Origin of the sequence: Enterococcus sp. DIV2467a, from assembly GCF_050532945.1 — a bacterium.
GTDB lineage: Bacteria > Bacillota > Bacilli > Lactobacillales > Enterococcaceae > Enterococcus > Enterococcus faecalis.
The window spans coordinates 2109824-2134671 of sequence record NZ_CP172896.1; the positions used below are offsets into that span (position 1 = coordinate 2109824).

Annotated in this window: 24 protein-coding genes; 3 read left to right on the forward strand and 21 right to left on the reverse strand. The window is 37.8% G+C overall.

What is annotated here, in order from left to right; all coding sequences use genetic code 11:
* Positions 1-54 precede the first annotated feature (54 nt).
* The 13 genes from IGL80_RS09945 to sfsA form a co-directional block, all read right to left on the reverse strand.
* The gene (locus IGL80_RS09945; RefSeq protein ID WP_002358902.1) at positions 55-1449 is read right to left on the reverse strand and encodes a glycoside hydrolase family 1 protein; all 1395 of its coding nucleotides are present in this window, start codon (positions 1447-1449) and stop codon (positions 55-57) included.
* Between the two features lie 83 nt (positions 1450-1532).
* Positions 1533-2810 carry a PTS sugar transporter subunit IIC gene (locus tag IGL80_RS09950; protein WP_002355920.1) on the reverse strand — a complete coding sequence of 426 codons (1278 nt, stop codon included), beginning with the start codon at positions 2808-2810 and terminating at the stop codon, positions 1533-1535.
* A gap of 65 nt (positions 2811-2875) precedes the next feature.
* Positions 2876-3196, reverse strand: a complete 321-nt coding sequence (locus IGL80_RS09955; RefSeq protein WP_002355919.1) for a PTS lactose/cellobiose transporter subunit IIA — start codon at positions 3194-3196, stop codon at positions 2876-2878.
* Between the two features lie 22 nt (positions 3197-3218).
* On the reverse strand, positions 3219-3545 hold the full coding sequence (locus IGL80_RS09960; protein ID WP_002355918.1) for a PTS sugar transporter subunit IIB: 327 nt from the start codon (positions 3543-3545) through the stop codon (positions 3219-3221).
* Between the two features lie 275 nt (positions 3546-3820).
* Entirely contained in the window at positions 3821-4231 is a 411-nt protein-coding gene (locus tag IGL80_RS09965; RefSeq protein WP_002355917.1) for a DUF3284 domain-containing protein, read from the reverse strand.
* Positions 4231-4431, reverse strand: coding sequence for a DUF3188 domain-containing protein (locus IGL80_RS09970; protein WP_002355916.1), 201 nt, complete (start codon positions 4429-4431; stop codon positions 4231-4233). Before IGL80_RS09970 ends, IGL80_RS09965 begins: the two co-directional genes overlap by 1 nt.
* A 13-nt stretch (positions 4432-4444) precedes the next feature.
* The gene (locus IGL80_RS09975; RefSeq protein WP_002355915.1) at positions 4445-4663 is read right to left on the reverse strand and encodes a hypothetical protein; all 219 of its coding nucleotides are present in this window, start codon (positions 4661-4663) and stop codon (positions 4445-4447) included.
* Between the two features lie 43 nt (positions 4664-4706).
* Positions 4707-6170, reverse strand: a complete 1464-nt coding sequence (locus IGL80_RS09980; RefSeq protein ID WP_002364646.1) for a PTS sugar transporter subunit IIC — start codon at positions 6168-6170, stop codon at positions 4707-4709.
* A gap of 141 nt (positions 6171-6311) precedes the next feature.
* The gene (locus IGL80_RS09985) at positions 6312-6629 is read right to left on the reverse strand and encodes a PTS sugar transporter subunit IIB (protein WP_002355913.1); all 318 of its coding nucleotides are present in this window, start codon (positions 6627-6629) and stop codon (positions 6312-6314) included.
* A gap of 228 nt (positions 6630-6857) precedes the next feature.
* A complete protein-coding gene (locus tag IGL80_RS09990; protein WP_002355912.1) occupies positions 6858-9563 on the reverse strand; it encodes a sigma 54-interacting transcriptional regulator in 2706 nt (901 codons plus the stop codon).
* A gap of 44 nt (positions 9564-9607) precedes the next feature.
* A complete protein-coding gene (locus IGL80_RS09995; protein ID WP_002358900.1) occupies positions 9608-10909 on the reverse strand; it encodes a DEAD/DEAH box helicase in 1302 nt (433 codons plus the stop codon).
* Positions 10910-10935: 26 nt separating this feature from the next.
* Entirely contained in the window at positions 10936-11934 is a 999-nt protein-coding gene (locus tag IGL80_RS10000) for a Gfo/Idh/MocA family protein (RefSeq protein ID WP_002355910.1), read from the reverse strand.
* 105 nt (positions 11935-12039) lie between these two features.
* Positions 12040-12771 carry a DNA/RNA nuclease SfsA gene (sfsA, locus tag IGL80_RS10005; protein WP_002358897.1) on the reverse strand — a complete coding sequence of 244 codons (732 nt, stop codon included), beginning with the start codon at positions 12769-12771 and terminating at the stop codon, positions 12040-12042.
* 198 nt (positions 12772-12969) lie between these two features.
* Between sfsA and IGL80_RS10010 the strand changes: the two genes are divergently transcribed.
* The 3 genes from IGL80_RS10010 to zwf all read left to right on the forward strand — a co-directional run bounded on the left by IGL80_RS10010 (position 12970) and on the right by zwf (position 15701).
* Positions 12970-13338, forward strand: a complete 369-nt coding sequence (locus tag IGL80_RS10010; RefSeq protein WP_002355908.1) for a DUF4828 domain-containing protein — start codon at positions 12970-12972, stop codon at positions 13336-13338.
* 171 nt (positions 13339-13509) lie between these two features.
* On the forward strand, positions 13510-14178 hold the full coding sequence (locus IGL80_RS10015; RefSeq protein WP_002358896.1) for a metal-dependent transcriptional regulator: 669 nt from the start codon (positions 13510-13512) through the stop codon (positions 14176-14178).
* The gene (gene zwf, locus IGL80_RS10020; protein WP_002358895.1) at positions 14178-15701 is read left to right on the forward strand and encodes a glucose-6-phosphate dehydrogenase; all 1524 of its coding nucleotides are present in this window, start codon (positions 14178-14180) and stop codon (positions 15699-15701) included. Before IGL80_RS10015 ends, zwf begins: the two co-directional genes overlap by 1 nt.
* Before the next feature lie 49 nt (positions 15702-15750).
* Here the strand turns inward: zwf and ileS are convergent, their stop codons facing one another.
* The 8 genes from ileS to ftsA form a co-directional block, all read right to left on the reverse strand.
* A complete protein-coding gene (gene ileS, locus IGL80_RS10025; RefSeq protein ID WP_010708357.1) occupies positions 15751-18531 on the reverse strand; it encodes an isoleucine--tRNA ligase in 2781 nt (926 codons plus the stop codon).
* Between the two features lie 310 nt (positions 18532-18841).
* On the reverse strand, positions 18842-19543 hold the full coding sequence (divIVA, locus tag IGL80_RS10030) for a cell division protein DivIVA (RefSeq protein WP_002355904.1): 702 nt from the start codon (positions 19541-19543) through the stop codon (positions 18842-18844).
* Between the two features lie 151 nt (positions 19544-19694).
* Entirely contained in the window at positions 19695-20477 is a 783-nt protein-coding gene (locus tag IGL80_RS10035) for an RNA-binding protein (protein WP_002355903.1), read from the reverse strand.
* Between the two features lie 26 nt (positions 20478-20503).
* The gene (locus IGL80_RS10040) at positions 20504-20761 is read right to left on the reverse strand and encodes a YggT family protein (RefSeq protein WP_002355902.1); all 258 of its coding nucleotides are present in this window, start codon (positions 20759-20761) and stop codon (positions 20504-20506) included.
* Positions 20762-20789: 28 nt separating this feature from the next.
* Positions 20790-21434: a cell division protein SepF gene (locus IGL80_RS10045; protein ID WP_002358891.1), complete on the reverse strand. Its 645-nt coding sequence runs from the start codon at positions 21432-21434 to the stop codon at positions 20790-20792.
* A 13-nt stretch (positions 21435-21447) separates the two neighbouring features.
* Positions 21448-22125 (reverse strand): YggS family pyridoxal phosphate-dependent enzyme, encoded by a 678-nt coding sequence (locus IGL80_RS10050; protein WP_002358890.1) that lies wholly within the window; start codon positions 22123-22125, stop codon positions 21448-21450.
* Between the two features lie 16 nt (positions 22126-22141).
* The gene (ftsZ, locus tag IGL80_RS10055) at positions 22142-23374 is read right to left on the reverse strand and encodes a cell division protein FtsZ (protein ID WP_002355899.1); all 1233 of its coding nucleotides are present in this window, start codon (positions 23372-23374) and stop codon (positions 22142-22144) included.
* Between the two features lie 26 nt (positions 23375-23400).
* Positions 23401-24723: a cell division protein FtsA gene (gene ftsA / locus IGL80_RS10060; protein ID WP_002355898.1), complete on the reverse strand. Its 1323-nt coding sequence runs from the start codon at positions 24721-24723 to the stop codon at positions 23401-23403.
* Between the last annotated feature and the right edge of the window lie 125 nt (positions 24724-24848).

Here is a 24848-nt window from a genome sequence, read left to right on the forward strand (position 1 = left end):
CTTTCCTCCTCGCACATTGTATCAATTCATTTTATCACAGAAACGGTTCTCTTTCTAAAAGCCGTTATTTGCTGTCATTTCTTTGAACCAACGACCGCTTTTCTTAATGGTCCGTTTCGCGTCATCATCTAAATCCACAGCGATGAAGCCATAACGATTTTTATAGGCATTGAGCCAAGACCAGTTATCCATACACGTCCACATATGATATCCTTGAACATTACTACCTTCTTGAATCGCTTGGTGCACCCATTTCAAGTGATCTTGCACGAATTCAATCCGATAATCATCTTCAATGACTCCTTGTTCATTGACAAAGCGTTCTTCTCCTTCTACGCCCATGCCATTTTCTGAAATGTAGCAGCGAATATTGCCATAATTTTCTTTTAAATTCATTAATGTATCATAAATACCTTTTTCGTAGATTTCCCAGCCACGGTAAGGATTCATTTTTTTGCCAGGCATATCGTAGACATCATAAAAATCTTCTGGAAGTAAGCCTTCTGGTCGTGTTTCAACAGGTGTTTCTTTTGCTTTGGCACGACGTGGTTGATAGTAGTTTACTCCTAATAAGTCCACAGTATTTTCAGCAATTATTGCTAAATCTTCTGGCGTTGTTTCTGGCAATAAGTCATTTGCTTTCGCCCAAGCAACCATATCTTCTGGAAAATGACCTTTAACAGCCGGGTCTAAAAACGAACGGTTAAAGAAACCATCGACAAATTTAGCCGCATTTACATCGGCTTCGTTGTGCTCATCACGAGGATAAGTCGGCGTTAAGTTTAAAATAATGCCAATTTCACCTGATAAGTTCATAGAGTGATAGACGGCAATCGCTTTGGCACTAGCTAAAGCTTCATGATAGAGTACTTGAATCCCTTCTTTTAGATTCACTTTATCAGGATAATGCCAGCCATAGAGATAACCACCTTCAACTGGTACAATTGGTTCATTGTGCGTAAACCATTTTTTCACGCGATCGCCAAACAATTCAAAACAGGTTTTGGCAAAGTCAACATACAAATCAACCACTTCACGGCTTTCCCAACCGCCTTTTTCTTGAAGTACCATCGGCATATCAAAATGATACAAGTTCATAAAGGGCTCAATCCCTCGTTCTAATAAATCATCAATGACTTGATTATAAAAATCAACTGCTGTTTGATTGACTTTTCCTGTTGTAGGATCTGGAATTAAACGGCTCCATTGAATGGATGTTCGAAAAGAGTTATGTCCCGTTTCTTTCATTAACTGAATATCTTCTTGGTATTTTTTATAAAATTGTGAGGTCTTATCTGGACCGACTTGTTGAAAAAATTTTTCTGGCGCTTCTTGATACCAAAAATCCCAAATATTTTGACCTTTACCATCACCTTCAAAAACGCCTTCTGTTTGAGGACCGCTGGCTGCAGAACCCCACCAAAAATTTTCTGGAAATTGATATTTCATGTTATTTGCTCCTTTACGATTTAATCATTAAAAAAAGGATTGAACCCTCCGTAAGAGTCCGGACGATTCAATCCTTCGATTTTTTACTCAGCTGCTTCTGCGGCTGCTTCTTGTTTCAAGTATTGATCTGTTGCTACTTTTACGAAAGGCATGTAGATCAAAATAGAAATCAATAAGTTAACAGCTGCTAAAACTCCGCCGGCGATACTCTTCGTTGCTAAAAATCCGCCAATAATTGGTGGTGTTACCCAAGGTGGCATAAAGGTTGCAGCTGGTACTAAACCAGTTGCTGTCGCCACATACGCAACAGTTACAAGAACCATTGGGACTAAAATGAATGGGATAAACATAATTGGGTTTAAAACAATTGGTAAACCGAACATGACTGGTTCATTAATATTAAATAGTCCTGGTGCTAAACTTAAGTTTGTAATGACTTTGTATGGTTTGTTACGACGACCTACGATAAAGATAGCAATTAACAGACCTAATGTTGCCCCTGTTCCACCTAAGTTTACAAATGAATCAAAGAAAGGTTTGTTTACAATATAAGGAATTGCTTTACCTGCTTCTAAAGCTTTAATGTTCGCATCAATCGCTGGTACGTTGATTGTTTGCATTAATGGGTCAACCATGTTGGCACCATGTAAACCAAAGAACCATAAGAATGGTGTAATGAAAGCTAACAATAATGCTGATGGGTAGCTGTTTGCAAGTCCCATAAATGGTTGTTGAACTGCTTCATAGAATGAAATAACGATATTGTCAATTCCTAAAGCAAATAGAATTGATGTAATTAAACTAAATAAACTGATTGTAATCATTGCTGGTAATAATGCCGCAAATGATTTTGCTACTGCTGGTGGTACACCATCAGGCATTTTGATAACTAATTTAGGATTGCCAGATAAACGTTGGAATAGTTCTCCTGAAATAAGTGCAATAATCAAAGCAATAAATAATCCAGTTGCGCCCATGCCTTCTAAGCCGCCAACTGCGAAGAATGAAGCTACAGAAACTGTACCGGCTGCAATGCCGTCTTTTCCATAAGATTTAACTAAATTGTGTGCTACTAAAAAGGCTACTAAAACGGCAAAGATTGCGAATGTACCGTTCCAAATGTTACCACCAAAGCTTTTCCAAATTGGTGCATCGTTATACATCATTGGGAAAATTTTGTTTAAAAAGTCCTCATATCCTGGAATTGGAATATTATTAATTAATACCGCCAAAGCCCCTAAAATCATTAATGGCATCGTTACGACAAACGCGTCACGAATTGCTACCAAGTGCCGTTGCGCTGCGATAACTGACGCTTTCGGCATAAAGTGTTTCTCCATCCATTGAACAAATCCGTCCATTGTTATTCCTCCTAATTAACGCTTTCTCAAGCGCGTTTTTCTTATAAGACGCATTGACAACGAGATTACTCGTTATCAATACGACGATAAAGATCGATAATTTCTTTTGCTAAATCTGTAAATGCAATCGCAGTCATTAAATGATCTTGACTGTGCACTGTTAACAATGTTACTTGCATGTTATTGCCTTTTGCTTCTTCTGTTAACATTCCTGTTTGCGAATGATGTGCATGTACAAGTGATTCTTCTGCATCTGCAATTTTTTTGTCTGCTAATTCAAAATCCCCCGATTTTGCTGCGGCAATCGCTTCCATTGCATCGCTTTTAGCATTTCCGCCATACATGATTAAACCCATGATTGCTTCTAAGTTCTGTTGTCCGTCCATTACCTCTACCCCATTTTCTGCTCTAGTTTGATGATCCCATTAATGAAATTGCTTGATCTAAAACTTTTTCGCCATTCATCATGCCATAGTCCGCCATGTTAATGACATCTAAAGGAATCCCTTTTGGTTGTAATTTTTGTTCAAATTGCCCTTTCATGAAACGAACTTGTGGGCCTAATAATAAAACATTTACCTCTTTATTTTCCAAGTTTGTATCTGCTTCAGAAGCCGATACTGCAAAGATGTCTGCTTCCATGCCACGATCTTCTGCTGCTTTTTGCATTTTTGTTACTAATAAACTTGTGCTCATTCCTGCGGAACAAACTAACATAATTGTTTTTTTTGCCATTTTCCTTCATCTCCTAAATTCTCTTTGTTTTGCTTTACACCTTTATATAAGCAAGAAGCGTGCCAAGTTTTAACATATTAAAAACCTTGATATGCCAACATTTCTTGATATAGAAAGCGTGTACACACTAAAAATAAAACGATTACACACAGCTTTTTTGTGTGCGTTTCCAAAATAATAGGGCAACAAAAGAAAGTGAGCGATAAGTCGAAACGACTCATCGCTCACTTTCTAAAGCTGAAGAGAATCAACTGGACAAAAGCCGCTTTTTCCCTTTAAGCAGTTTCCATCATTTTAAGCATTTTATAAAACTGTTTCTTTTTAAAATAACTTAAAAAGATACCTAATACTGCATCATTCAGTTTTTGTAACGCCCCATAAGAAACCATTGTTTCTGTATAACGCAGTTCACAGCTTTTTTCATCAATTGGCTGGAGCTCATACCGCACCGAGAAATCATTTTTAGTTGTGGATGTTCGAAATTGATAGGTCTTATTTTCTACAGCTTCTTCAATAACTATTTTCGCGCGACTATTTTTACTATATTCTTTGATATATTCAAACTTACGCAACTGCTTTCTTGTAAGAGTTTTGCCTGTTTGCTTACGGATATCAAAAATAACAGAATTCATTAATTGCGTGTAAAATTCATCTGCTGAAATAGTTAATGTTTTCGTAATTTCCATTACCGTTTCACCTCATCCTTTGTCGCCTCTTCTTCAGCAACTTTTTTTCCTTTAAAAAACAGGTAACCACCAAGTCCAATGAAAAAAATCCCCGTTGTCAGACTTAATAAATCATAGTTTAAGGAGCTGGGATTCAACGAATACAAAACAATCAAGAAGCCAATACTACATAAAAATAATCCATTTCTAATCATTTTCATCCATCCTATCTTTTTAGACTACCGTTGCTTGGAAATATAAAACGCCACCCCAAGGTTGTTCCTTAATCAGCTGTTTTGCAACTTGTGCAGCAGTTTCAGGGTCTCCTTCAACTTCAAAAAATAACTTAATACCATTCTTTTCTTTAAAAGTAAATGTTTCATTTTCCCCTTGATATGCCTCTAGTAAAGTAATAATTTCCTCTTGCTTCATTGCACTTGCAATCGAAATCATGCCGCTCGCTCCTTTCTATACAAGTAATTGCTGTTTTTATTGCCTATTGCTCACTTTCGCCTAATGCAGGATCCATTTTGTTAGCAGCGATAACAAACGGTGTCCAAATCAAGAAAGTGACTACCATACATACCAACGCTACGATTGGTGCGCGCCAGTCAGCACCTGTCGCTAAGAAAGATAATAGCAACGGCGGTGTCACCCATGCGACTTGTTGAGAAACTGGGGCGACTAGCCCAAGATACGTTGCAACCCAGCCAATTGTAGTAGCAACTAATGGCGCAATTACAAATGGAATAAACATAATTGGATTCAGAACAACTGGTAAACCAAACATAATCGGTTCATTGATATTAAAGATCCCAGGTCCTAATGATAATTTACCGACTGTTAAATAATCTGCTCGTTTGGAGAATAACAAGATTGCAATAATTAGGACAATTGTACCGCCTGAACCACCAAACCAAGCAAAAGCATCAAACGAACCACGGACCCACATGTAGGCTTTACCGTCGTCAATAGCGGCTAAAACCGCAGCTGTTCCTGTTTTTCCTTCATAACCTTTTTGGAAAATATCAATATTGATTAATTGTGCTTGTCCCCAAATTCCTTCAAGAACTGGTGCCAAAACGTTTGGCCCATGAATACCAAAGAACCAGAAAATTTGAACAAAAACTGTTACGATTAACACAGCACCTAGTCCTTGTGATAAGCCAAGGAACGGTTCCGCGATATATTTTTGAATTAAGTCAATTAATAATTGACCGCCTGAAAGTTTTGACACCGTAAAGTTAATAATTGCTACGACATACAATGCGATTGTTGCTGGTAAAATTGCCGCAAACGCTTTTGAAACTGCTGGTGGTACAGAATCAGGCATTTTTATTGTTAAATCCGCTTGCATTAATTTACAAAAAATAATGGTTGATAAAGCGCCCATAATCATCACTGTAAAGAAAGCGTTACCATTTAGATGGTTGAGATTTAACCAACCCCATGGATTGACAGTCAATTGATTATTAGCAATTGACGCACCAATTTCTGCCCCATTAATTGCGTTGGCAATCTTTTCTGGCACTTTCACAGCTAATTCAGCTGTGTTATTTGGTGCAAAAGCAACACCTGAAATTAAGGTAGCTAAACTGACAATCCCACCAGCTAGCTCATTCACATTGTATGCTTTCGCTAAGTTATAGCCCCAAGAAAAAGCGAAAATCAAACCAGCGATAGCCAATGTACCATTCCAAACAAAACCATTAATCCCAATGATGACATTCAATACTGCAAAAATACCTTTGTCTGCTTCCAAACTTGCCGCATAAGTTGAGACAAACTCTTGGGGAAGATCTCGAATAATTGCGTTAATCATTACGGCGACTGATCCAGCCATTGTCGCAGGTAATGTACCAATAAAAGCATCCCTTAGTGCCACCAGATGTTTCTGTGCACCAATTTTTGCGGCAGTTGGTAAGATATATTTTTCCATCCATGCCATTAATCCGTTCATTTTTATTCCTCCTGTATCCATTTATATTTATTAAAAAGGCAGTAGCCTTATTAAACGAATGAATCGAGCGTACAAAATAAAACCTTTGGTAACATGCACTATCCTTGTTTGCTATTCACTTTTCCTAAACGTTTTAATTCCTTATCCCATTAATGAGATTGCTTGATCTAAAACTTTTTCGCCATTCATCATGCCATAATCTGCCATGTTAATTACATCTAAAGGAATCCCTTTTGGTTGTAATTTTTGTTCAAATTGCCCTTTCATGAAACGAACTTGTGGACCTAAAAGTAAAACATTCACCTCTTTATTTTCCAAGTTTGTATCTGCTTCAGAAGCCGATACTGCAAAGATGTCTGCTTCCATGCCACGATCTTCTGCTGCTTTTTGCATTTTTGTTACTAATAAACTCGTGCTCATTCCTGCGGAACAAACTAACATAATTGTTTTTTTTGCCATTTTTTCTTCATCTCCTTAAAAGTTATGACGTTATACACTTTATTTATAGCAATAATTGTGCCAAGTTTTTTCCTCATTAAAATACTGATATAACAGCTTTTGTCATCGAAAAAAGCGTGCACACACTAAAAGAAAACGCTTACACACATGAAATTGTGTGTAACTTACAAAAAGAAAACATCAAGAAAAAAGAGAGCGTTTTCTCATTTCTTGATGTTTTTTTATTTATTATTGTTTACTTTTAATTTCATTTTCTAAAAACATTTGGGTAACATGCGCAACTTCTGCTTCCGGGATCGTCACACGATACGCCCGTTCAATTAACATAAAATTCGTGCGTACGACATCGATTTCTAAACGATGTGTTTTAACATATTCCGCTAAGTTTGGAAAAGTTCTTGCTTCTTCTCCTTTAATTAAAGCATCTACCAGAAAAGCCAAATGAATCATGATTCCGGCATCCACCCCTGGTTCAACAATAATATGCATGTCTGTTTGTATTTGATGAACTGTTTTTTGTAACATGAGAATTAATTTTTGTAAGGAGTCCACAGAAGTAATGACGCCACTTAGTGAATGAACAATTGTATCAATCGCCACTTCATCACTAGCAATCCGTTTCAGTACATTTAATTTTTCATCATCAAAAATATCATAGACGGAAAAGAAGGGAATATTTTGATATTCAACATCCACAGTTCCCGCAATGGCCTTAATTTCATATTCTTCCATCAAGTTGTCGATATGCTTTTTAAACGTTTCTCGTTCAATAAATTGCATTTGAATCAGTTCCACTTTTGTTTCATCAATAACTGGTAAGATTCGTTGGTATAGTTTTGCGGCGACCCCTTCTCCTGTAAAGCACGTCACGATTACTGCTTTTTTTACGTTTTGACGTTTTTGCAGACTAGAGCGAAATTGTTCTCTCACAACGCTTTCAAAAGAAAGTTGAATATTTTGGTAAATGTCCTCTAAACTTCGTCCCACGCTTGCCATTCGAATAGCTTCTAAGACAATCATTGTGCTCGTCATTGTAATCGCCTTCGTTCGGATACCTGTTTCTTCAAACAACATATTTCCAAACGAATTTAATGAACCCATATCCGTCAGTAATAAAATCCCATTATTTAACGATTCTTTTTGCGTAATTACTTGATTTCGTAATTGTTCATACATTGTTTGAACTTCCATCGTTAACGGCATATTCATCGCTGTTCCGATTGACGTTCCTAAAAGTTCTTGGGCGGTTTTCAACATACTTGAGGCAGTAGAATCCCCATGCATTAAGACGAACACACCAACATTATTTTCTGGAGTTCTTTCTTCTTTACCGACATTAATAGATAAAAACATACTAATAAAGCCAATTTCATCGAAAGGAATCTCTATGTTGTTCTCTTCTTCAATAATAGAAGATAAATCTAAGGCTACTTGAAATTCTTTTTTCATATTTTTACGGACATTATTTAAATCAGGATGGACAATCACGTGACCTTCTTTGACACGTTCAATCGTACTTTGTAAATGAAGCGCAAAGGCAAAGCGTGCTGTTTCGTTGTACGTGTGTTCCAAACGCTCTTCTGCGATATCATAAAGACGATTCGTTAAGTCCCAAATAGCTTCTGGTAATAACTCCTTATGTAAAGAATGTTGGGTTAATTCTTCGACATAATTTTTAAAATACGCATTCATATCTTTGGAAATCAATTCTTCTAAATCAACATTTTCTAAGTCAGCTTCAGACAAATCAGCGACTTTTTCTTCGATTTCATTGTAAACTTGCATGTCTCTAGCTGGATCTTGCGACCAAACAATTTTGTTGGTACCTGGTTGGAAAGATAAATAATTACTTTTACTGTCGACAAATTGATCCAAGCGCTCAGGTACTTCTTTAATTTTTAATAATCCTTTTTGGACAGGTAACGACAAATCCCGTTTACGGATAACCAAGTGTTCTAAATTGTGCGTCCGATAATAAAGAAATGACTTAGCACAAACTAATTTTAAGTCCCGCTTCACCTGACCAATATTTCCTTCTGCATCGTATAACATGAACGCCAAAACTGCTTCGCGTTCGATATCAATTTGTTGGCCCAAACGTGTTGCCTCTTGCTGAATAAATAACGAAATGATGGCATAACGCTCATCTAGCGTCCGTGCATCTAAAGATGGTAATGTAATCGACATCGGAATCCGCCGATTAAAAGTGGTTAAAAAGTTTTCTGAGGATTCCGTTGTCGCACCAATAATTTGAACAGAGGCTTCATAGGTTTGGCCACTTTCTCCTAATGGACGGTACACGCCTTTATCAATAAACGTAAAGAGCATTTCTTGACCTTCTGGCGGTAAACGATGAATTTCATCTAAAAAGAGAATCCCGCCATCTGCTTTTGCCATTAAGCCTGGACTATCTTCATTCGCACCAGTATAGGCGCCTTTTTTTACGCCAAAGATATGACCAAATAATAATTGTGGGTTTTGTGCATAATCAGCACAATTAAAAGAGACAAAAGGGGCATCTTCATCTAAGGTTTTTGAATCAATGGCAAAACGGTACATACATTCAGCAAAAAGAGATTTCCCTGTTCCTGTTTTCCCAAAAATAATCGTATGCAAACCTCTTGGTGGATATAAAATAGCCGCCTTAGCCTGCTGAATACTCACTTTTAAAGAATCATTGGCACCTACTAATGTGTCAAAACTAACAGAGGTGGACTCATCTACATGGACTTGTTCTCCTTCATTGATTGTTGGCACTGAATAGATAACAGGACGTCCAGTACTTCTAGTAATTTTCTTTTCTTTGAATAATTCATTTAAATAACGGCTGGCATTACTGCGATCAATCATTAACTGTTCTGCTACCGCTCCTGCCGTTAAGCCAGTTTCATTTTTTTGAAGTAACGCTAAGATTTCTTCCTTCCGAGATTTCATGGAATCCTCCTCGATACAACGTTCTGCTTGAAGCTCGTAAAGCGTTATTTCTTCGCTTTACGAGCTCCTTTGTTTTTCGTGTTTTTCTTTTTGTTTTTCTTCTTTTTGCGTGTTTCTTGTGGTTCTTTGACAACAGAATTTACTGTTTCTGGTTTTCTTTCTTTCGTACTCTTTTTTTCTGAATACGTATCTTTGGCTACGTTCTTTTTTTCTAGTTCATCTTTGGCTTTTGGCTGCTCATGAAGTGCACCATCATATAAAAAGATTTCCTGATAAGGAATGGCCAATTGTTTCATCAAACGTTGATAATCCCTTTTGGTGACATCGTTGATAAACGTAATCACTGCCCCTTGTGCACCCATCCGGCCAACGCGACCAGAACGATGAATATAGCTCTCTTCGGTTAAAGGAACATCTACGTTTACGACGTAAGGGACCCCTGTGAAATCTAAGCCCCGTGCCGCAATATCCGTGGTTAATAACAACTTCACTCGTTCTGCTTTAAATTGATCGATCGCCAATTTACGCAACTGTTTACTTTGATCTGAAGCCAGACCAATAGCTGGCACATTCTCATAAACTAATTTTTCTTCTGCTGCACCTAAATCAGCAACTTGATTGAAAAAGACCATGCTTCTGAATGCTTCTGTATGGGCCAAACGACGTAAGTAATCAGCTTTTTTTCTTGGTGCTAACCGAATAAAGTAGTGGGCGACTTGACCTGCTGAAGTATCTTCTTCCGTCACATCAATCATCTGTAATTTTTGGCTTAAAGATTGCGCTTGATTCACGACACGATCAGCAGTCGCTGAATAAAAAACAAGTTGGTATTCGGTTGGTGTGTGTGTCAAAATTTGCTTGGTTAAACTTAGCTCTTCCTCTTGGAAAAGTTGATCAACTTCATCCATTACGATTGTTTTTAACAACTGAGCTTTGACTTTTTTATTCTTCATTAACTCTAAAATTCGACCTGGTGTTCCGATTAACACTTCGGGACGTTTTTTTAACTTGTCAATCTGGCGTGAAACATTTGCCCCGCCGATTAACGTTTGAACCGTTAATTGAAGTGGCTTAGCCCAAGTCCGAGCAACTTCAGCAATTTGCATAGCTAATTCTTGAGACGGAGCAATAATCAACAATTGATTTCCCTGTCCTTTTTCAACAGTTAAGAGTAAAGGCAGCATGTAAGCAAGTGTTTTTCCAGTTCCTGTCGGCGAAATTCCTAAAACATTTTCTCCTTCGCGAAGGGGCGTAAAACTTTTTTCTTGAATTGTTGATGGTTCGTTAAAGCCAGAAGCTTGCCACTGTTCTTGCCAAGCCTCTGGAAGTTGTTCTAAAAATCTCATATTGTTCCTTTCCTATCGCTTAATTCTTATTTATCAGCATCAAAAATAATGCCGGCACTATGACGTAAATCAGTGACTACTTTATTGACATTTCGAGCAAGCTCAACCCATTCTTCATACTTGGTGCCCCAATACTTATCTGTTGGGTTATTTAAAACTGCTGCAAAATCACGGGCTTCTTCAATCATTGGATTATCGGCTACTTGAATATCTAAGACATCACGTTCTTCATGTGCGCGATCATGGTACTCAGCCGAAGAAATAGCATTGACACTATCTAAAATCAAGGTCCCGTTTTCAAAGTAAATTTCGGATGGCGCAAAAGAATCACTAATTTTCCCAGTGTTTAACGTCACGTCAAACTGATCATATCGTAAAATAATTGTTCCTAAGCCATCGACACCTGTCGCAATTTTACTAGCAAAATAATGGCTTTCGTTTGGTACGCCAAACCAGCCCAAGGCTGCATAAACTAAATAAACGCCTAAATCTGCTAAGGCTCCCCCAGAAAAATGAGGAGAAAAAATATTTGGCTCTTTGCCTTCTAATACTTGATCATAGCGAGAAGAATATTTCATATACGTAAAATTCGCACCTAAAATTTGGTTTTTTAATGGCAATAATTCAGCAATTTTTTGGAAACTTTGCTCATGAATATTACGGGCCGCTTCAAAGAAATACACACGATTTTTATTCGCTAATTCAATAATTTCTGCCATCTCATCAGGTGTTGAAAAAGCTGGTTTTTCAACAATTACATTTTTTTTCGCTAAAATTGCTTGTTTCGCTTGTTCAAAATGTAATGAATTTGGTGAGGCAATATAAACCGTATCCATATGTGCAATACCAAAAAACGTCTCTAAATCAATTGCATATTCCACATCCCCATAGCGAGAACCAAATTCTTGTGCCGTTGCTAGTTTCCGAGAATAAACAGCCGTTAAATCGTACGCACCCGTTTCTAAAGCTGCTGCAACAAATTGATGACTAATCCAATTGGTACCAATTACGCCTAAATGTATCATAATCAAAAACCTCCATTTTTTGTTTATTTACTCTCTTTATAATAGTAATCTCTCGTACAAAAGTCACGTAATTACCCTGACTTAATGCGCTAGGAGTTCTTCAAGTTATTTATTAGGATCATCAAATGCCTGTAATAAATCAAAGGTTACCTGTGACTTAAGTTCAATCGTTGCTGGTGTTACGTGGCAATTGTAAGCAAGGACTTGCACACCTTGATCAATTGCAGCACCCACATTTTCAGCAAAGGCAGGTTGCATCTCTTGGTGAATCGTTGCTTGCTTAATTTCTTCAAATTGGACCACAAACAAAACGTAACAGCGGTAACCCGCTTTAGTTGCAGCCATTAGTTCAGTGACATGCTTCAAGCCACGAAGTGTTGGCGCGTCAGGAAAAGCACCGATGCCTTTATTTTCTAAAGTCATGCCTTTCACTTCGACAAAAGCTTGTTCGTCCGCATCCGTTTCCACTAGAAAATCAAATTTTGAATGTGCAAATCGTTGCTCACGTTTAACAGTTTGGATCGTACCAACTAAACCAGGAAGCACAATTTGACCATTTTTTAACGCTTCATTGACTAATGTATTCGGTACTTGGCTATCAATATTAATCCAAAAAGAACCTTTTTTTACTGCAATCAAATCGTAATCTGTTTTTCTTTTAGGCGATGGTTGATAACTAAGCGCCACAACAGCACCTGGTAAAAAAACTTCTTTCCCTCTGCCAGTATTTTTGACATGTGTGATTACTTCTGCATTCGTTTCCATTAAACGACAGTGTGCAATAAACCGATTGGGTCGTTCGATAAAATAAGCAAGTTGGACATTCGGGTACTTCATACACAGACTTCCTTTCTTACACACTATACCATAAAAAAACAAGGAAAAGTATAGACCAAAACCAACAATTTTACTATCTTGTGTCAATCATTAAATATTTGTCAATTCTCAGCGATTTAGTCGAATATTTTAGACAAGTTCTATATAATAAAGGTGACGAAGACGAATAAATGAAAATGAAGGTTAGGAGGAATTTCTTTGAAAAAACATTGGACTTTCTTGGTTGGTGCATCTTTACTTACTGGATTAGCAGGCTCTATCCTCTGGAAAAAAAATAAACAGCTCCCTTCCCCACAGGAGCTTCAACACAACTATACTGGACATTGGTGGTTTGTAGACGTGAAGAAAGCCACGCAACACACCTTAGAAATCACCTCATCTTTCAATGTTTTCATTGATGGCAAACAAACGCATGCCTTGCTTGTTGAATTAACCCCTAAACGCTTAGTTATCTTAGACAAGTTAGGTTACCATTTAATCATTCAATGTGAAAATGGTGTCCCTGCGACGCTTTACGATGAAGCCGACGACGAAACCTACACACTAGAACGGGCCATTTACAATTAATAAATCACCCACGACACATAAAATGAAGTATGTGCAGTGGGTGATTTATTTTTTTACATCCCTTGCAAAAGCATTCAGAAAGTTTTCTTACAACTTGAATATTATTAAATAGTCAAATGCGCCTTTTTCTGATAAACTTAGGATGATGTTTTTTTGAAAGGATGAGCCCCTATGACACCAAATCGCGAAGACTATTTAAAATTAATTTTTGAATTAGGTGGCGACGAAGTTAAAGTGAATAATAAACAAATTGTTTCTGGACTCGATGTTTCGGCAGCTTCGGTTAGTGAGATGATTTCAAAGTTAGTAAAAGAAGATTTGGTTGAGCATTCTCCTTATCAAGGGGTACAATTAACTGAAAAAGGCTTAAAAAAAGCGAGTACGTTAATTCGCAAACACCGAATCTGGGAAGTCTTTTTAGTAGAGCACTTAAATTACACTTGGAATGATGTGCACGAAGAGGCAGAAGTTTTAGAACATGTTACTTCACAGACGCTTGTGAACCGTTTAGCGGATTATTTAAATCATCCAGAATTTTGTCCACACGGTGGTGTTATTCCCGAAGATAATCAACCCATTCATGAGGAGAAACGCCAAACGTTAACAGACTACCCTGTTGGCACAAAAATTCGGATTGCACGTGTCTTAGACGAAAAAGAATTACTGGATTATTTAGTTTCCATTGATTTAAATATTCAAGAAGAATATACGATTAAAGAAATTGCTGCATATGAAGGACCGATCACCATTTATAATGAAAACAAAGAGCTATCCGTCAGCTTTAAAGCAGCAAACACAATTTTTGTTGAGCCGTTGATTAGAGAAAGTGAGGAAAACTAATGAATGAAAAAGTAGCATTATTTACTATTTTCGGGGGGACAGGTGATCTTGCCAAACGTAAATTGTATCCTTCCCTGTTCCGCTTATATAAAAAAGGATTATTAGCTGAGCGTTTTGCGGTGATTGGTACCGCACGTCGGGAATGGACAGACGAATACTATCGTGAAATCGTTCGTGAAACCATTCAAGACTTAAATCCTACGGCCGAAGAGGCAACTGAATTTTCTAGTCATTTCTATTACCAATCACATAATGTGAATGATACGGAACATTATAATACCTTAAAAGAATTATCTGATCGCCTAAATGAACAATACCACTTAGAAGGCAATCATGTTTACTATTTAGCTATGGCCCCTCAATTCTTTGGAACCATTGTTAATCACTTGAAATCACAACATATTATTTCGGAAGAAGGCTTTGATCGTCTAATTATCGAAAAGCCATTTGGTTCTGATTATGAATCTGCCTACGAATTAAATGAAGAAATTCGTGCTGCATTTCCTGAACAAGATATTTTCCGAATTGACCATTACTTAGGCAAAGAAATGATCCAAAATATTTCAGCCATTCGTTTTGCCAATAATATTTTTGAATCACAATGGAACAATCGTTACATTGATAATGTCCAAATCACCTTCGCTGAAAGCTTAGGTGTCGAGGATCGTGGCGGCTATTATGACCACAGTGGCGCACTAAAAGATATGGTTCAAAATCATATTTTACAAGTCGTTGCATTGCTTTCTATGGAGCCTCCTGTTGCCTTTTCTGAAAAAGAAATTCGGACTGAAAAAGTAAAAGCTTTACGTGCCATCCGCCTTTATTCTGAAGAAGAAGCCCTTCAAAATTTCGTGCGTGGACAATACGGCGAAGGTCAGCTAGCTGATCAAACATTCGCAGCCTATCGTGATGAACCAAATGTGGCAGAAACTTCATCCACTGAAACTTTTGTTGCTGGTAAATTTTTAATTGATAATTTCCGTTGGTCTGGCGTCCCTTTCTATGTTCGCACAGGTAAACGATTAACTGAAAAAGGCACACGTATTAACATCGTCTTTAAACAAGTACCTATTAATGTCTTCAAAGATGATACGTGTGAAGAATGCGATAAAACCGATTTACCACCGAATGTTTTAACTATCTATATCCAACCAACTGAAGGATTTTCATTAACCTTAAATGGAAAAGAAATCGGTCAAGGGTTCAATACAACTCCAGTGAAACTTGATTTCCGTCAAAGTGCTGAAATGACTGAAAATAGTCCAGAAGCATACGAAAAACTTCTATTAGACTGCCTAAATGGCGATAGTACAAACTTCTCTCATTGGGACGAAGTTGCCCAATCTTGGCGCATTGTTGACATTATTCGACATGCTTGGGATAAAACAGACGTTTCTTTCCCTAATTATGCCGCTGGCACAATGGGCCCGCAAGCTGCCTTCGACTTATTAGAAAAAGATGGCTTTACTTGGGAATGGCAACCAGATAACTGGTACCGTGACCGCGGTCAACTTGAGCAATAAACAAGAAAAAAGATCCGCTAGTTAACGACTAGCGGATCTTTTTTCTTGTTTATTCGAATCCTTCAGCAACCGCTTCTGGATAATTTTCTTCAACAATGTGTGCACAACGGCCACAAAGTGTTGGTAATTTTTCATCTGAGCCGACATCTTGACGAACGGAACGACAACGGTCACACGTTTCGCCTTCTGCTTTTTCAACTAAAATAGCCATGTCTTCAAATTGAACAGCTTCACTAGGTGCTACTTCTTTTGATACTTCAAAGTCGGAAACAATTAGTAATTGAGCAATATCTGCATCAACAGCTGTCATTAATTGACGAATTTGTTCATTTGGATAAACAGTTACTTTAGCTTCTAACGATTTACCGATTAATTTAGAATGACGAGCTTCTTCCAACGCTTTTAAGACATTGTCACGGAAATCCATAAAGGCTGCCCATGTATCCATCAATTCTTCTTCATTAGTAAACGTTTCGTAACCTGGGAATTCAGCTAATTGCACATACTCTTCTTCTTCTTGTAAGAAACTCCAAATTTCTTCCGCTGTATGTGGAATAATTGGTGTCAATAATTTTGTTAATGAAACCAATGTTTGATAGAAAACAGTCTGCATACAACGACGTTGATAATCATTTTCTGCTTCAATATAAACGACATCTTTCGCAAAGTCTAAATAGAAAGAAGATAGATCCACAGTTAAGAAGTTCATAACTGTCCGATAAATATGCATGAAATTATATTTTTCATAACCATTTTCACGGATTTCTTGAATGACTTGATTTAAACGAACCGTCATGTATTTATCTACAGAACGTAAATCAGCATAAGCTACAGTATGCTCAGCTGGATTAAAATCACTCGTATTCGCTAACAAGAAACGCATAGTATTACGGATTTTCCGGTACACTTCAGATACTTGGTTTAAGATATCCATTGAGACACGCACATCGGCTTCCGCGTCAACACTACTTACCCACAAGCGTAAGATATCTGCCCCCATTTGATTGATAACTTTTTCAGGTAAGATAGTATTGCCTAACGATTTACTCATCTTACGGCCTTCGCCATCGAGAACCATCCCTTGAGAAATAATTGATTTATAAGGCGCTACTCCATTGATAGCGACACTTGTTGTAATACTTGAGTTAAACCAACCACGATATTGGTCAGAACCTTCTAAATACATATCTGCTGGGAAAGTTAACTCTTCTCTTTCTCGTAAAACTCCTTCATGTGAAGAACCTGAGTCAAACCAAACGTCCATGATATCTGTTTCTTTGGTAAACTCGCCATTTGGTGAACCTGGATGTGTAAAGCCTGCTGGTAGTAACTCTTTTGCTTCACGCATAAACCAGATATTTGATCCATGTTCTGCAAATAAATTCGCTACATGTTCAATTGTTTCTGGCGTAATGATGGCTTCCCCATTTTCAGCATAGAAGATCGGTAATGGTACACCCCACGCTCTTTGACGAGAGATTACCCAATCACCACGGTCACGAATCATATTATACAAACGTGTTTTTCCCCAAGGAATTAGCCAGTCAACTTTCTCAACTTCATCTAAAATATCTTGACGGAATTTAGAGATTGAAGCAAACCATTGTGGCGTTGCACGGTAGATAACTGGTTTTTTGGTACGCCAATCATGTGGATAACTATGCGTAAAGAAATCTAACTTTAATAACGCGCCTTTTTCTTCTAATAACTCAGTAATCATTGGATTCGCTTTGTCATAGAAAATTCCTTCAAAACCAGGTGCTTCATCTGTAAAGACCCCACGGCTGTCAACAGGAGAAATAACAGGTAAATCATATTTACGGCTAACGATATAGTCATCTTCACCATGCCCTGGTGCGGTATGAACTAAGCCAGTCCCGGCATCTAGCGTCACGTGGTCGCCTAGCATAACAAGTGATGTTCGATCATAGAATGGATGTTGAGCTGTCATACGATCTAATTTTTCACCAGAAAATTCTCGCAAGACTTCTACTTCTTCCCAACCAATCGCTTCTTTAACTGTTGCTAATAAATCTTTAGCAATTACAAATTTACGACCGTCTGCCTTCACTTCAACATACGTAAAATCAGGATTAACTGAAATACCTAAGTTGGCTGGTAATGTCCAAGGAGTTGTCGTCCAGATTACAAAGGCTGTCTCGTTATCTAAAAGACCTTTACCATCGGCCACATTAAAAGCTACGTAAATAGAAGGTGATTTTACATCTTTGTATTCAATTTCTGCTTCTGCTAGAGAAGATTCACTTGAAGGAGACCAATAAATTGGTTTTAAGCCTTTATAAATATAGCCTTTTTCTGCCATCTTACCAAAAACACGAATTTCTGCTGCTTCATACTCTGGATCTAACGTAATGTATGGATGTTCCCAATCGCCTGACACACCTAAACGTTTAAAATCGTTACGTTGTTTATCGACTTGTGATAAGGCATACTCTTTACATTTTTCGCGATACTCAGCGACAGTCATTTCTTTACGTTTAACCCCTTTATTGGTTAACACTTGCTCAATTGGTAAACCATGAGTATCCCAACCAGGCACATAAGGAGAACGGAAACCAGACATTGATTTTGAACGAATAATAATATCTTTACTGATTTTATTCAAAGAATGTCCTAAATGAATATTTCCGTTTGCATACGGAGGGCCATCATGTAAAACAAAGGTTGGTTTTCCTTCGTTTAATTTTTGACGTTGTTCATATAAGCCTTTTTTTTCCCAGTCTTTTTGCCATTCTGCTTCACGGTTTGGCAAGTTCCCACGCATTGGAAAAGCTGTTTTTCCTAATTGCAATGTTTCTTTCATTTTCATATGCATTTGCCTCGCTTTCATTTTATCGATTTAATTGTGTTAGTTCATACTAAAGATGAACGATAGCTGATAAAAGTAGATAAAAAAAGAGTACTCCATCCCAAGGGACGAAGTACTCGTGTTACCACCCAAATTCAAAGTAGAGTTGCCCCTACTTTCTCTGAAATTGATAACGGTAATTATCCGGCAATTCCTACTCAAGTGTTCAGAACTGCATCTAGGATAGAGGATCTGTTTAATGCCAGTGTCTGTCAAACTTTCACTATCATTGACTCGCTGCTAAGAATAAACATTAAACGTTCTGTTCTATCTATTTTGATTCTTCTTCAATTGTTTCTTCAGTGACTTCAATTACAGGCTTTTTTTCTACTACAGCATCTGTGTTCTCTTCAGAGTTTACAACAGTTTCATTTTCGTTGTCAAGGTCTTGTTCATCAAGAATTTCCTTAACTGCTGTATGTTTGTCTCCGACATAACTAGAAAAAGGCTTTAAAATCTCTTCCCACTCTTCACTCTTCACTTGCTCTAATTGAGTTTCAAGCATTAAGCTTAAGCGTTGATGGAAGACACGTGTTTTCTTCTTCAAGTCTTCTGTTTCCCCAGCTAATTGGCGAGCACGTTCAATTGCTTCTGCTAAGATTTGTGTTGATTTCGCTTCAGCATCTGCAATCATTGCATTTGATTTACGTTCAGCTTCTACCAAGGTTTCTTTGGCTTGGTTATCTGCCGAAGTGATAATCATTTCTGATTCTTTGTTGGCACTTGATTTCACTTTATCAGCGGTATCTTGTGCAACAATAATTGATTGGTTCAATGCATCTTTCAATTCATTGAAGTATTGTAATTTTTCTTCTGCGTGTTTTAATGATTTCTCAAGTTCACGATTTTTTTGTAATGCATCTTCATAATCACGTGTGACTTGATCTAAAAAGTCATCTACATCGTCTTGGTTATAGCCTCTCATTTTTGTTGAGAAGTCTTTGTTTTGAATATCTAATGGAGTTAATGCCATATTCCTTCACCTCTTTGGATTATTTTTGTAAAACCCCTTATGAACACATTCTCATACTAATCCTGAAATAGCAAATATCTTACTTTTTTTATTATACACAACTTCGTCTGAATGAACAGCCAAAATGGTTTTCTTAAACAAAAGTTCGAGATTATTTTCTCAATACCCCTAAGAGGACACGAAATTTTTCTTTCTTTGTTTTTCCTTCTAATTCTTGAATCTGAAGGCGCCCAAATCCCCGTATCGAAACAATATCTAATAAGTCTAAAGCAAAATCTGGTCGTGTCGTTTCTGTCCAATTGACTTTTACTTTACCAGATTCGATCAATTGTTTTGATCGCTGCCTTGAAATATTAAATACGGCGGAAATCACACTATCCAGCCGCAAAGAGCTCATAGTCGTTCGCTCTTCTTGCCAACCATCCTTCGGTATCAAAATTTGTGTATAATCCCGTTCTTCTAAGCGAACAGTAATTTTACCAATTTTGTCGACTTGGTTAACAACGAAGCCAGCTACTTCTTGTGCTATAAAAACCTGCCACTTATCACCATCGGAAATAATATCTCCAAAGGCTTCCCTACGAACCCCAACATTCATCAAGGTGCCTAAAATTTTCCCATGAGATAATGTCGCAAATTTAGATGGATAAATAATTTCAAATAATACAACACCAAAATCTGTCTCTTCTGGTATGTAATACGCTGGATAAATCAAGCAGCGTTTTCGTTCTGCTTGCTCATAACCACCATAAAAAGTAAACGATAAATCACTGTTTTGTCGAATCAACGTTTCCAAAATATACGCCTGTCTAGGATCAAGAAAGTCTGTCAAATAAGGCGCGTATTGCATCTCCACTTGCTCTAGCCAATCCCCGACAGTGTCAATAAAAGGATGTTCATCTTTGCGGAAATGTTGATACACATTTGCGTTCATAGATAAATCATCCTTTCTAAAAGTTATTAATAAACAATAGCTCGTAAAATGACTGCTAAGCCACCCGCTGCTAGGTTAAGGACAATAATCCCTACCATTACGTTAAATCCAACCATTCCAATCCTTAAATTCAAACGGTCAAACAAACTTAAGTATGGTTCACAAATTCTAGAGAGCAAACGCCCGAAAGCAGAATCATATGCTCCTGGAAACCATGAAAGTAGCGCGTAAATCACTAGTAATCCTGAATAGATTTGAACGCCTTTGTATAATAGAGTAATCAGTGTTGCGATAATAACACCTCCCTAAGGCTTAGAAATCAAAGAATTGTTTGTTGGCTAAAGATTGTGCTGTCGCACTATCAATTTCCATATTCGCTGGTGTGCATAAGAAGATTTCATTGCCAACGCGCTGAATATCTCCGTCTAAAGCATACACAGTACCAGTTAAGAAATCAACGATGCGTCGTGCTTGGTCTTCTTCTACTAATGTAAAATTAACTAGCACAGCTTCTTCAGCAAATAAATGTTTCGCAATGCTCATTGCTTCTGAATACACACGTGGTTCAATAATAGTAATTTTATGTGTTTTTGCATTGGCGGTGCTTTCTTGTGCTCGTCTTGTATTCGTAGTCGCTGATTGATTAGAACTACGCATAGAAACCACTTTTTTCTCTGTGTAAGCAGCTTGTTGTGTGTCTCTTTCTTGATGCGCTTCAGCAGAACGATAGCGTGCAGAAGGTTTTTCAACTACAGGCTCACTTTGTTGTGTATAAGCTGGCTGATTGTAACTTTCCTGTTGTTGAACAGGGCGTTGTGGTTTAGGCCGAGCTGCACGACGCGGTGGTTCATTAACTGCTTTGCGCTCTTCATATTCTTCGTAGTTATCATAATAATCATCTTCTTCGCCAGATAAGCCAAAAAAGCTCGATAACGCATCCTTGTTAAAAATTGACATAAATTCCTCTCCTTTACGCATCTCTGAATAACGCTGTTCCGATTCGTATAAAAGTTGCACCTTCTTCAACTGCGATTGGGAAATCGTTACTCATTCCCATGCTAAGTTCTGTACAAGGAGCAAAAGATAAATGTTTCTCATTTACGGTCATTTGCAGCTCTTTTAATTCTCTAAATGTTGCATGTAATACTTCTTCACTTGCCCCAAAAGGTGCCATAGTCATTAGACCGACGATTTGAATTTTGTCCAAATCAGCAAGTTCTTGAATGAAAGGTAAGACGTCTTCTTTACGAAAGCCGTGCTTGCTTTCTTCCCCAGTTATATTCACTTCAACAAAACAACGAATAACTTTCGTTGCTCTTTTTTGAATTTCTTTGGCTAGACTCAGACTATCTAATGCATGAAAATAATCTATCTCATTAATAATTAATTTTACCTTCCTACGTTGTAAATTACCAATTAAATGCCACTGAATATCATTAAATTTTTCCAATCCAGCTTTCTTTTCTAGTAACTTATCTACTCGGTTTTCAGCTAAATTCTGGACACCAAGCTGAACAAGCTCTGCTGCTTCCTCAATTCCTACTGATTTAGTGACGCCAATCATTGTCACATCAGCAACAGAGCGCTGTGAGCTTTTGCATGCTAGCTGAAGTTGATTATTAATATTTGTTAAGTTTTCAGCTATCATTTCTAATCGATGCTCCTTATCGTTTTCTGCGGAAAAATGGTGGCGTACTTAATTCGTCATCATTGTGATTTGGTTCTTCACGGTGGAATGTGTCAAATTCTTTTTTGTCTACTTGTTCTAATGAAGATTCATCAACTTTTGGACGTGTATTTTGTTCTCTGCGAATATCCCAATCGCCAAAAGCACTTGCTTCTTCTTGTGATTTTGGTTGATCCATTTCCACAGATTGAGTTGTTTGTTGCATTGGTTGAACCGCTTGTCTTGTTTGACGGTGCGGTTTTCTATCCTTTTTTGATTCATCAATACCTGTAGCGATTACTGTTACACGAATTTCGTCGCCTAAATCTTCGTTGATTGATGTACCTAGGATGATGTTCACATCACCTGAAGCAGCATTTGTCACGATATCTGAAGCATCTTGCGCTTCAAACAAGGTCATATCTAAGCCACCAGTAATGTTTAATAAGACTTGTTCCGCACCATCGATTGATGTTTCTAACAATGGTGAAGAAATAGCTTTTTTCGTTGCTTCAATTACGCGTTCTTCGCCGCTCGCTACACCAATTCCCATTAAAGCTGTTCCTTGGTTTTCCATCACTGTTTTCACGTCAGCAAAGTCCAAGTTTACGTAACCTGGTGCAGTGATTAAATCTGAAATCCCTTGAACACCTTGACGTAATACATTATCAGCTTCTCTAAATGCTTCAAGCATTGGCGTTTTCTTGTCAACGACTTCTAATAAGCGGTTGTTTGAGATAATTAATAGTGTATCAACGTTTTCTTTTAATAAGGCAATTCCTTCAGCGGCAAAACGACCACGCTTTGGACCTTCAAAACTAAATGGACGAGTTACTACACCAACTGTTAAAGCGCCTAATTCTTTAGCGATTTTTGCAACTACTGGCGCAGCACCTGTACCAGTTCCGCCACCCATACCAGCAGTAATGAAAATCATATCCGCGCCTTGTAATGATTCTGAAATCACTTGTTCACTTTCTTCTGCAGCTTTTTGGCCAACTTCAGGTTGTGAACCAGCACCTAAACCACGAGTGTATTTAGGGCCTAATTGAATCACTGTTTCTGCTTTTGAATGTTTTAATGCTTGAACGTCTGTATTGGCTGTGATAAATTCCACGCCTTTAACGTTTTCTTCGATCATACGGTTTACAGCGTTTCCGCCGCCGCCACCTACACCGATAACTTTAATGACTGCACCGTTGTTAATGTTATTGTCTAATGAAAATTCCATGATATCGTATCCTCCTGTTTGTGTGATTAGTCGAAAATGTTCGAGAAGAAGTCTTTGATTTTGCCTGTCACTTTTTCACCAGACTCACGTTCGTTGAATTCTTCGTATTCTTCTTGAGGCTGTTCAGCATATGTGTCATAGCGAACTTCTTGTTGGACAGCGACTGATTGTGCTGGTTTCGATTTTTCACCAGGGATTGCATATTTGGCAATGTGATAAATATCGTTTAGTTGCGCTGAATATTCCACAATGCTAATGACATTAGCAAAGACTGGGTTACGTAAGCCCATGTGATTTGGTACGTATAGTTTTACGTTGGCTTCAAAAATCTCTTGCGCCAAATCGACAATACCTGGCATACTAGCGGCGCCACCAGTTAACACAACGCCTCCAGGTAATTCAAACGCATCAATTTCATCCAGAACTTCTTTTGATTTTCTCAAAATTTGTTCCACACGCGCTTCAATAATTTCTGAAAGGTAACGTTCGTCCACTCTTACAGGCTCTGACTTACCGATAACATCAACAGGAAACTCTTCGTTTGCTGAAGTTCTTTCTGGATAAGCATCCCCATAATTAATTTTTAAGGCTTCGGCGTTGTTAAAAGAAGTATTCAATACGATTGAGATATCTTTCGTGATGAACTCGCCGCCTTCTTGGTTAACATGAGTAAATTTCAATTGTTTGTCGTGGATAACAGATGTCGTTGTTTGACCGCCACCCATATCAATGACAATTGTTCCAAAGTCTTTTTCGCCATCTGTTAAAATTGTTTCTGTTAAAGCAAGCGGTGTAATCACTAATTCGTTAATTCCTAAGCCAGCTTTTTCAACACATTTACGGATGTTATGGATGATTGTTTTTGGTCCAGTATAGACAACGCCAAACATCTCCATGCGAACGCCAAGCATTCCACGTGGGTCTTTGATGCCTTCAAAGCCGTCGACGGTAAAGTCTTGCGGTAAGATTGCAACAATTTGACGTTCAGGAGGAGTTGAACGAACCAAAGCTGCAGATGCGACGTTGCGCACATCCTCATCTGTAATTTCTTTTGATTCACTGCTAACAGCTATCATTCCTTGACAGCTTTCTACTTCTAATAAATTCGCTGGTAATCCAACATTTACGCTTTTAATTTGAATGCCGGCTTTTTCTTCGGCTTGTCGAACGGCCCGTTGGATTGCTTGAACTGTTTGATCAATATCGACGACAATCCCTCGATTCAAACCGTCTGATTTTGCATTTCCAACGCCGATGATGTTCATTTGACCTTCAATATATTCAGCGACAACTACTTTGACAGAAGTTGTACCAATATCGAGGCCTACATACATTCCTGTTTTTGCCATGAACGGAATTCCTCCTCCTATTAATTCCAATATCTAAGCGGACAAAGGCGTCCGTTTAACTATCTCTTTTTTAGTATTATTCACTTCTTCCAATTTTACCATAAAAATGGGGGTTTTAGAAAGCA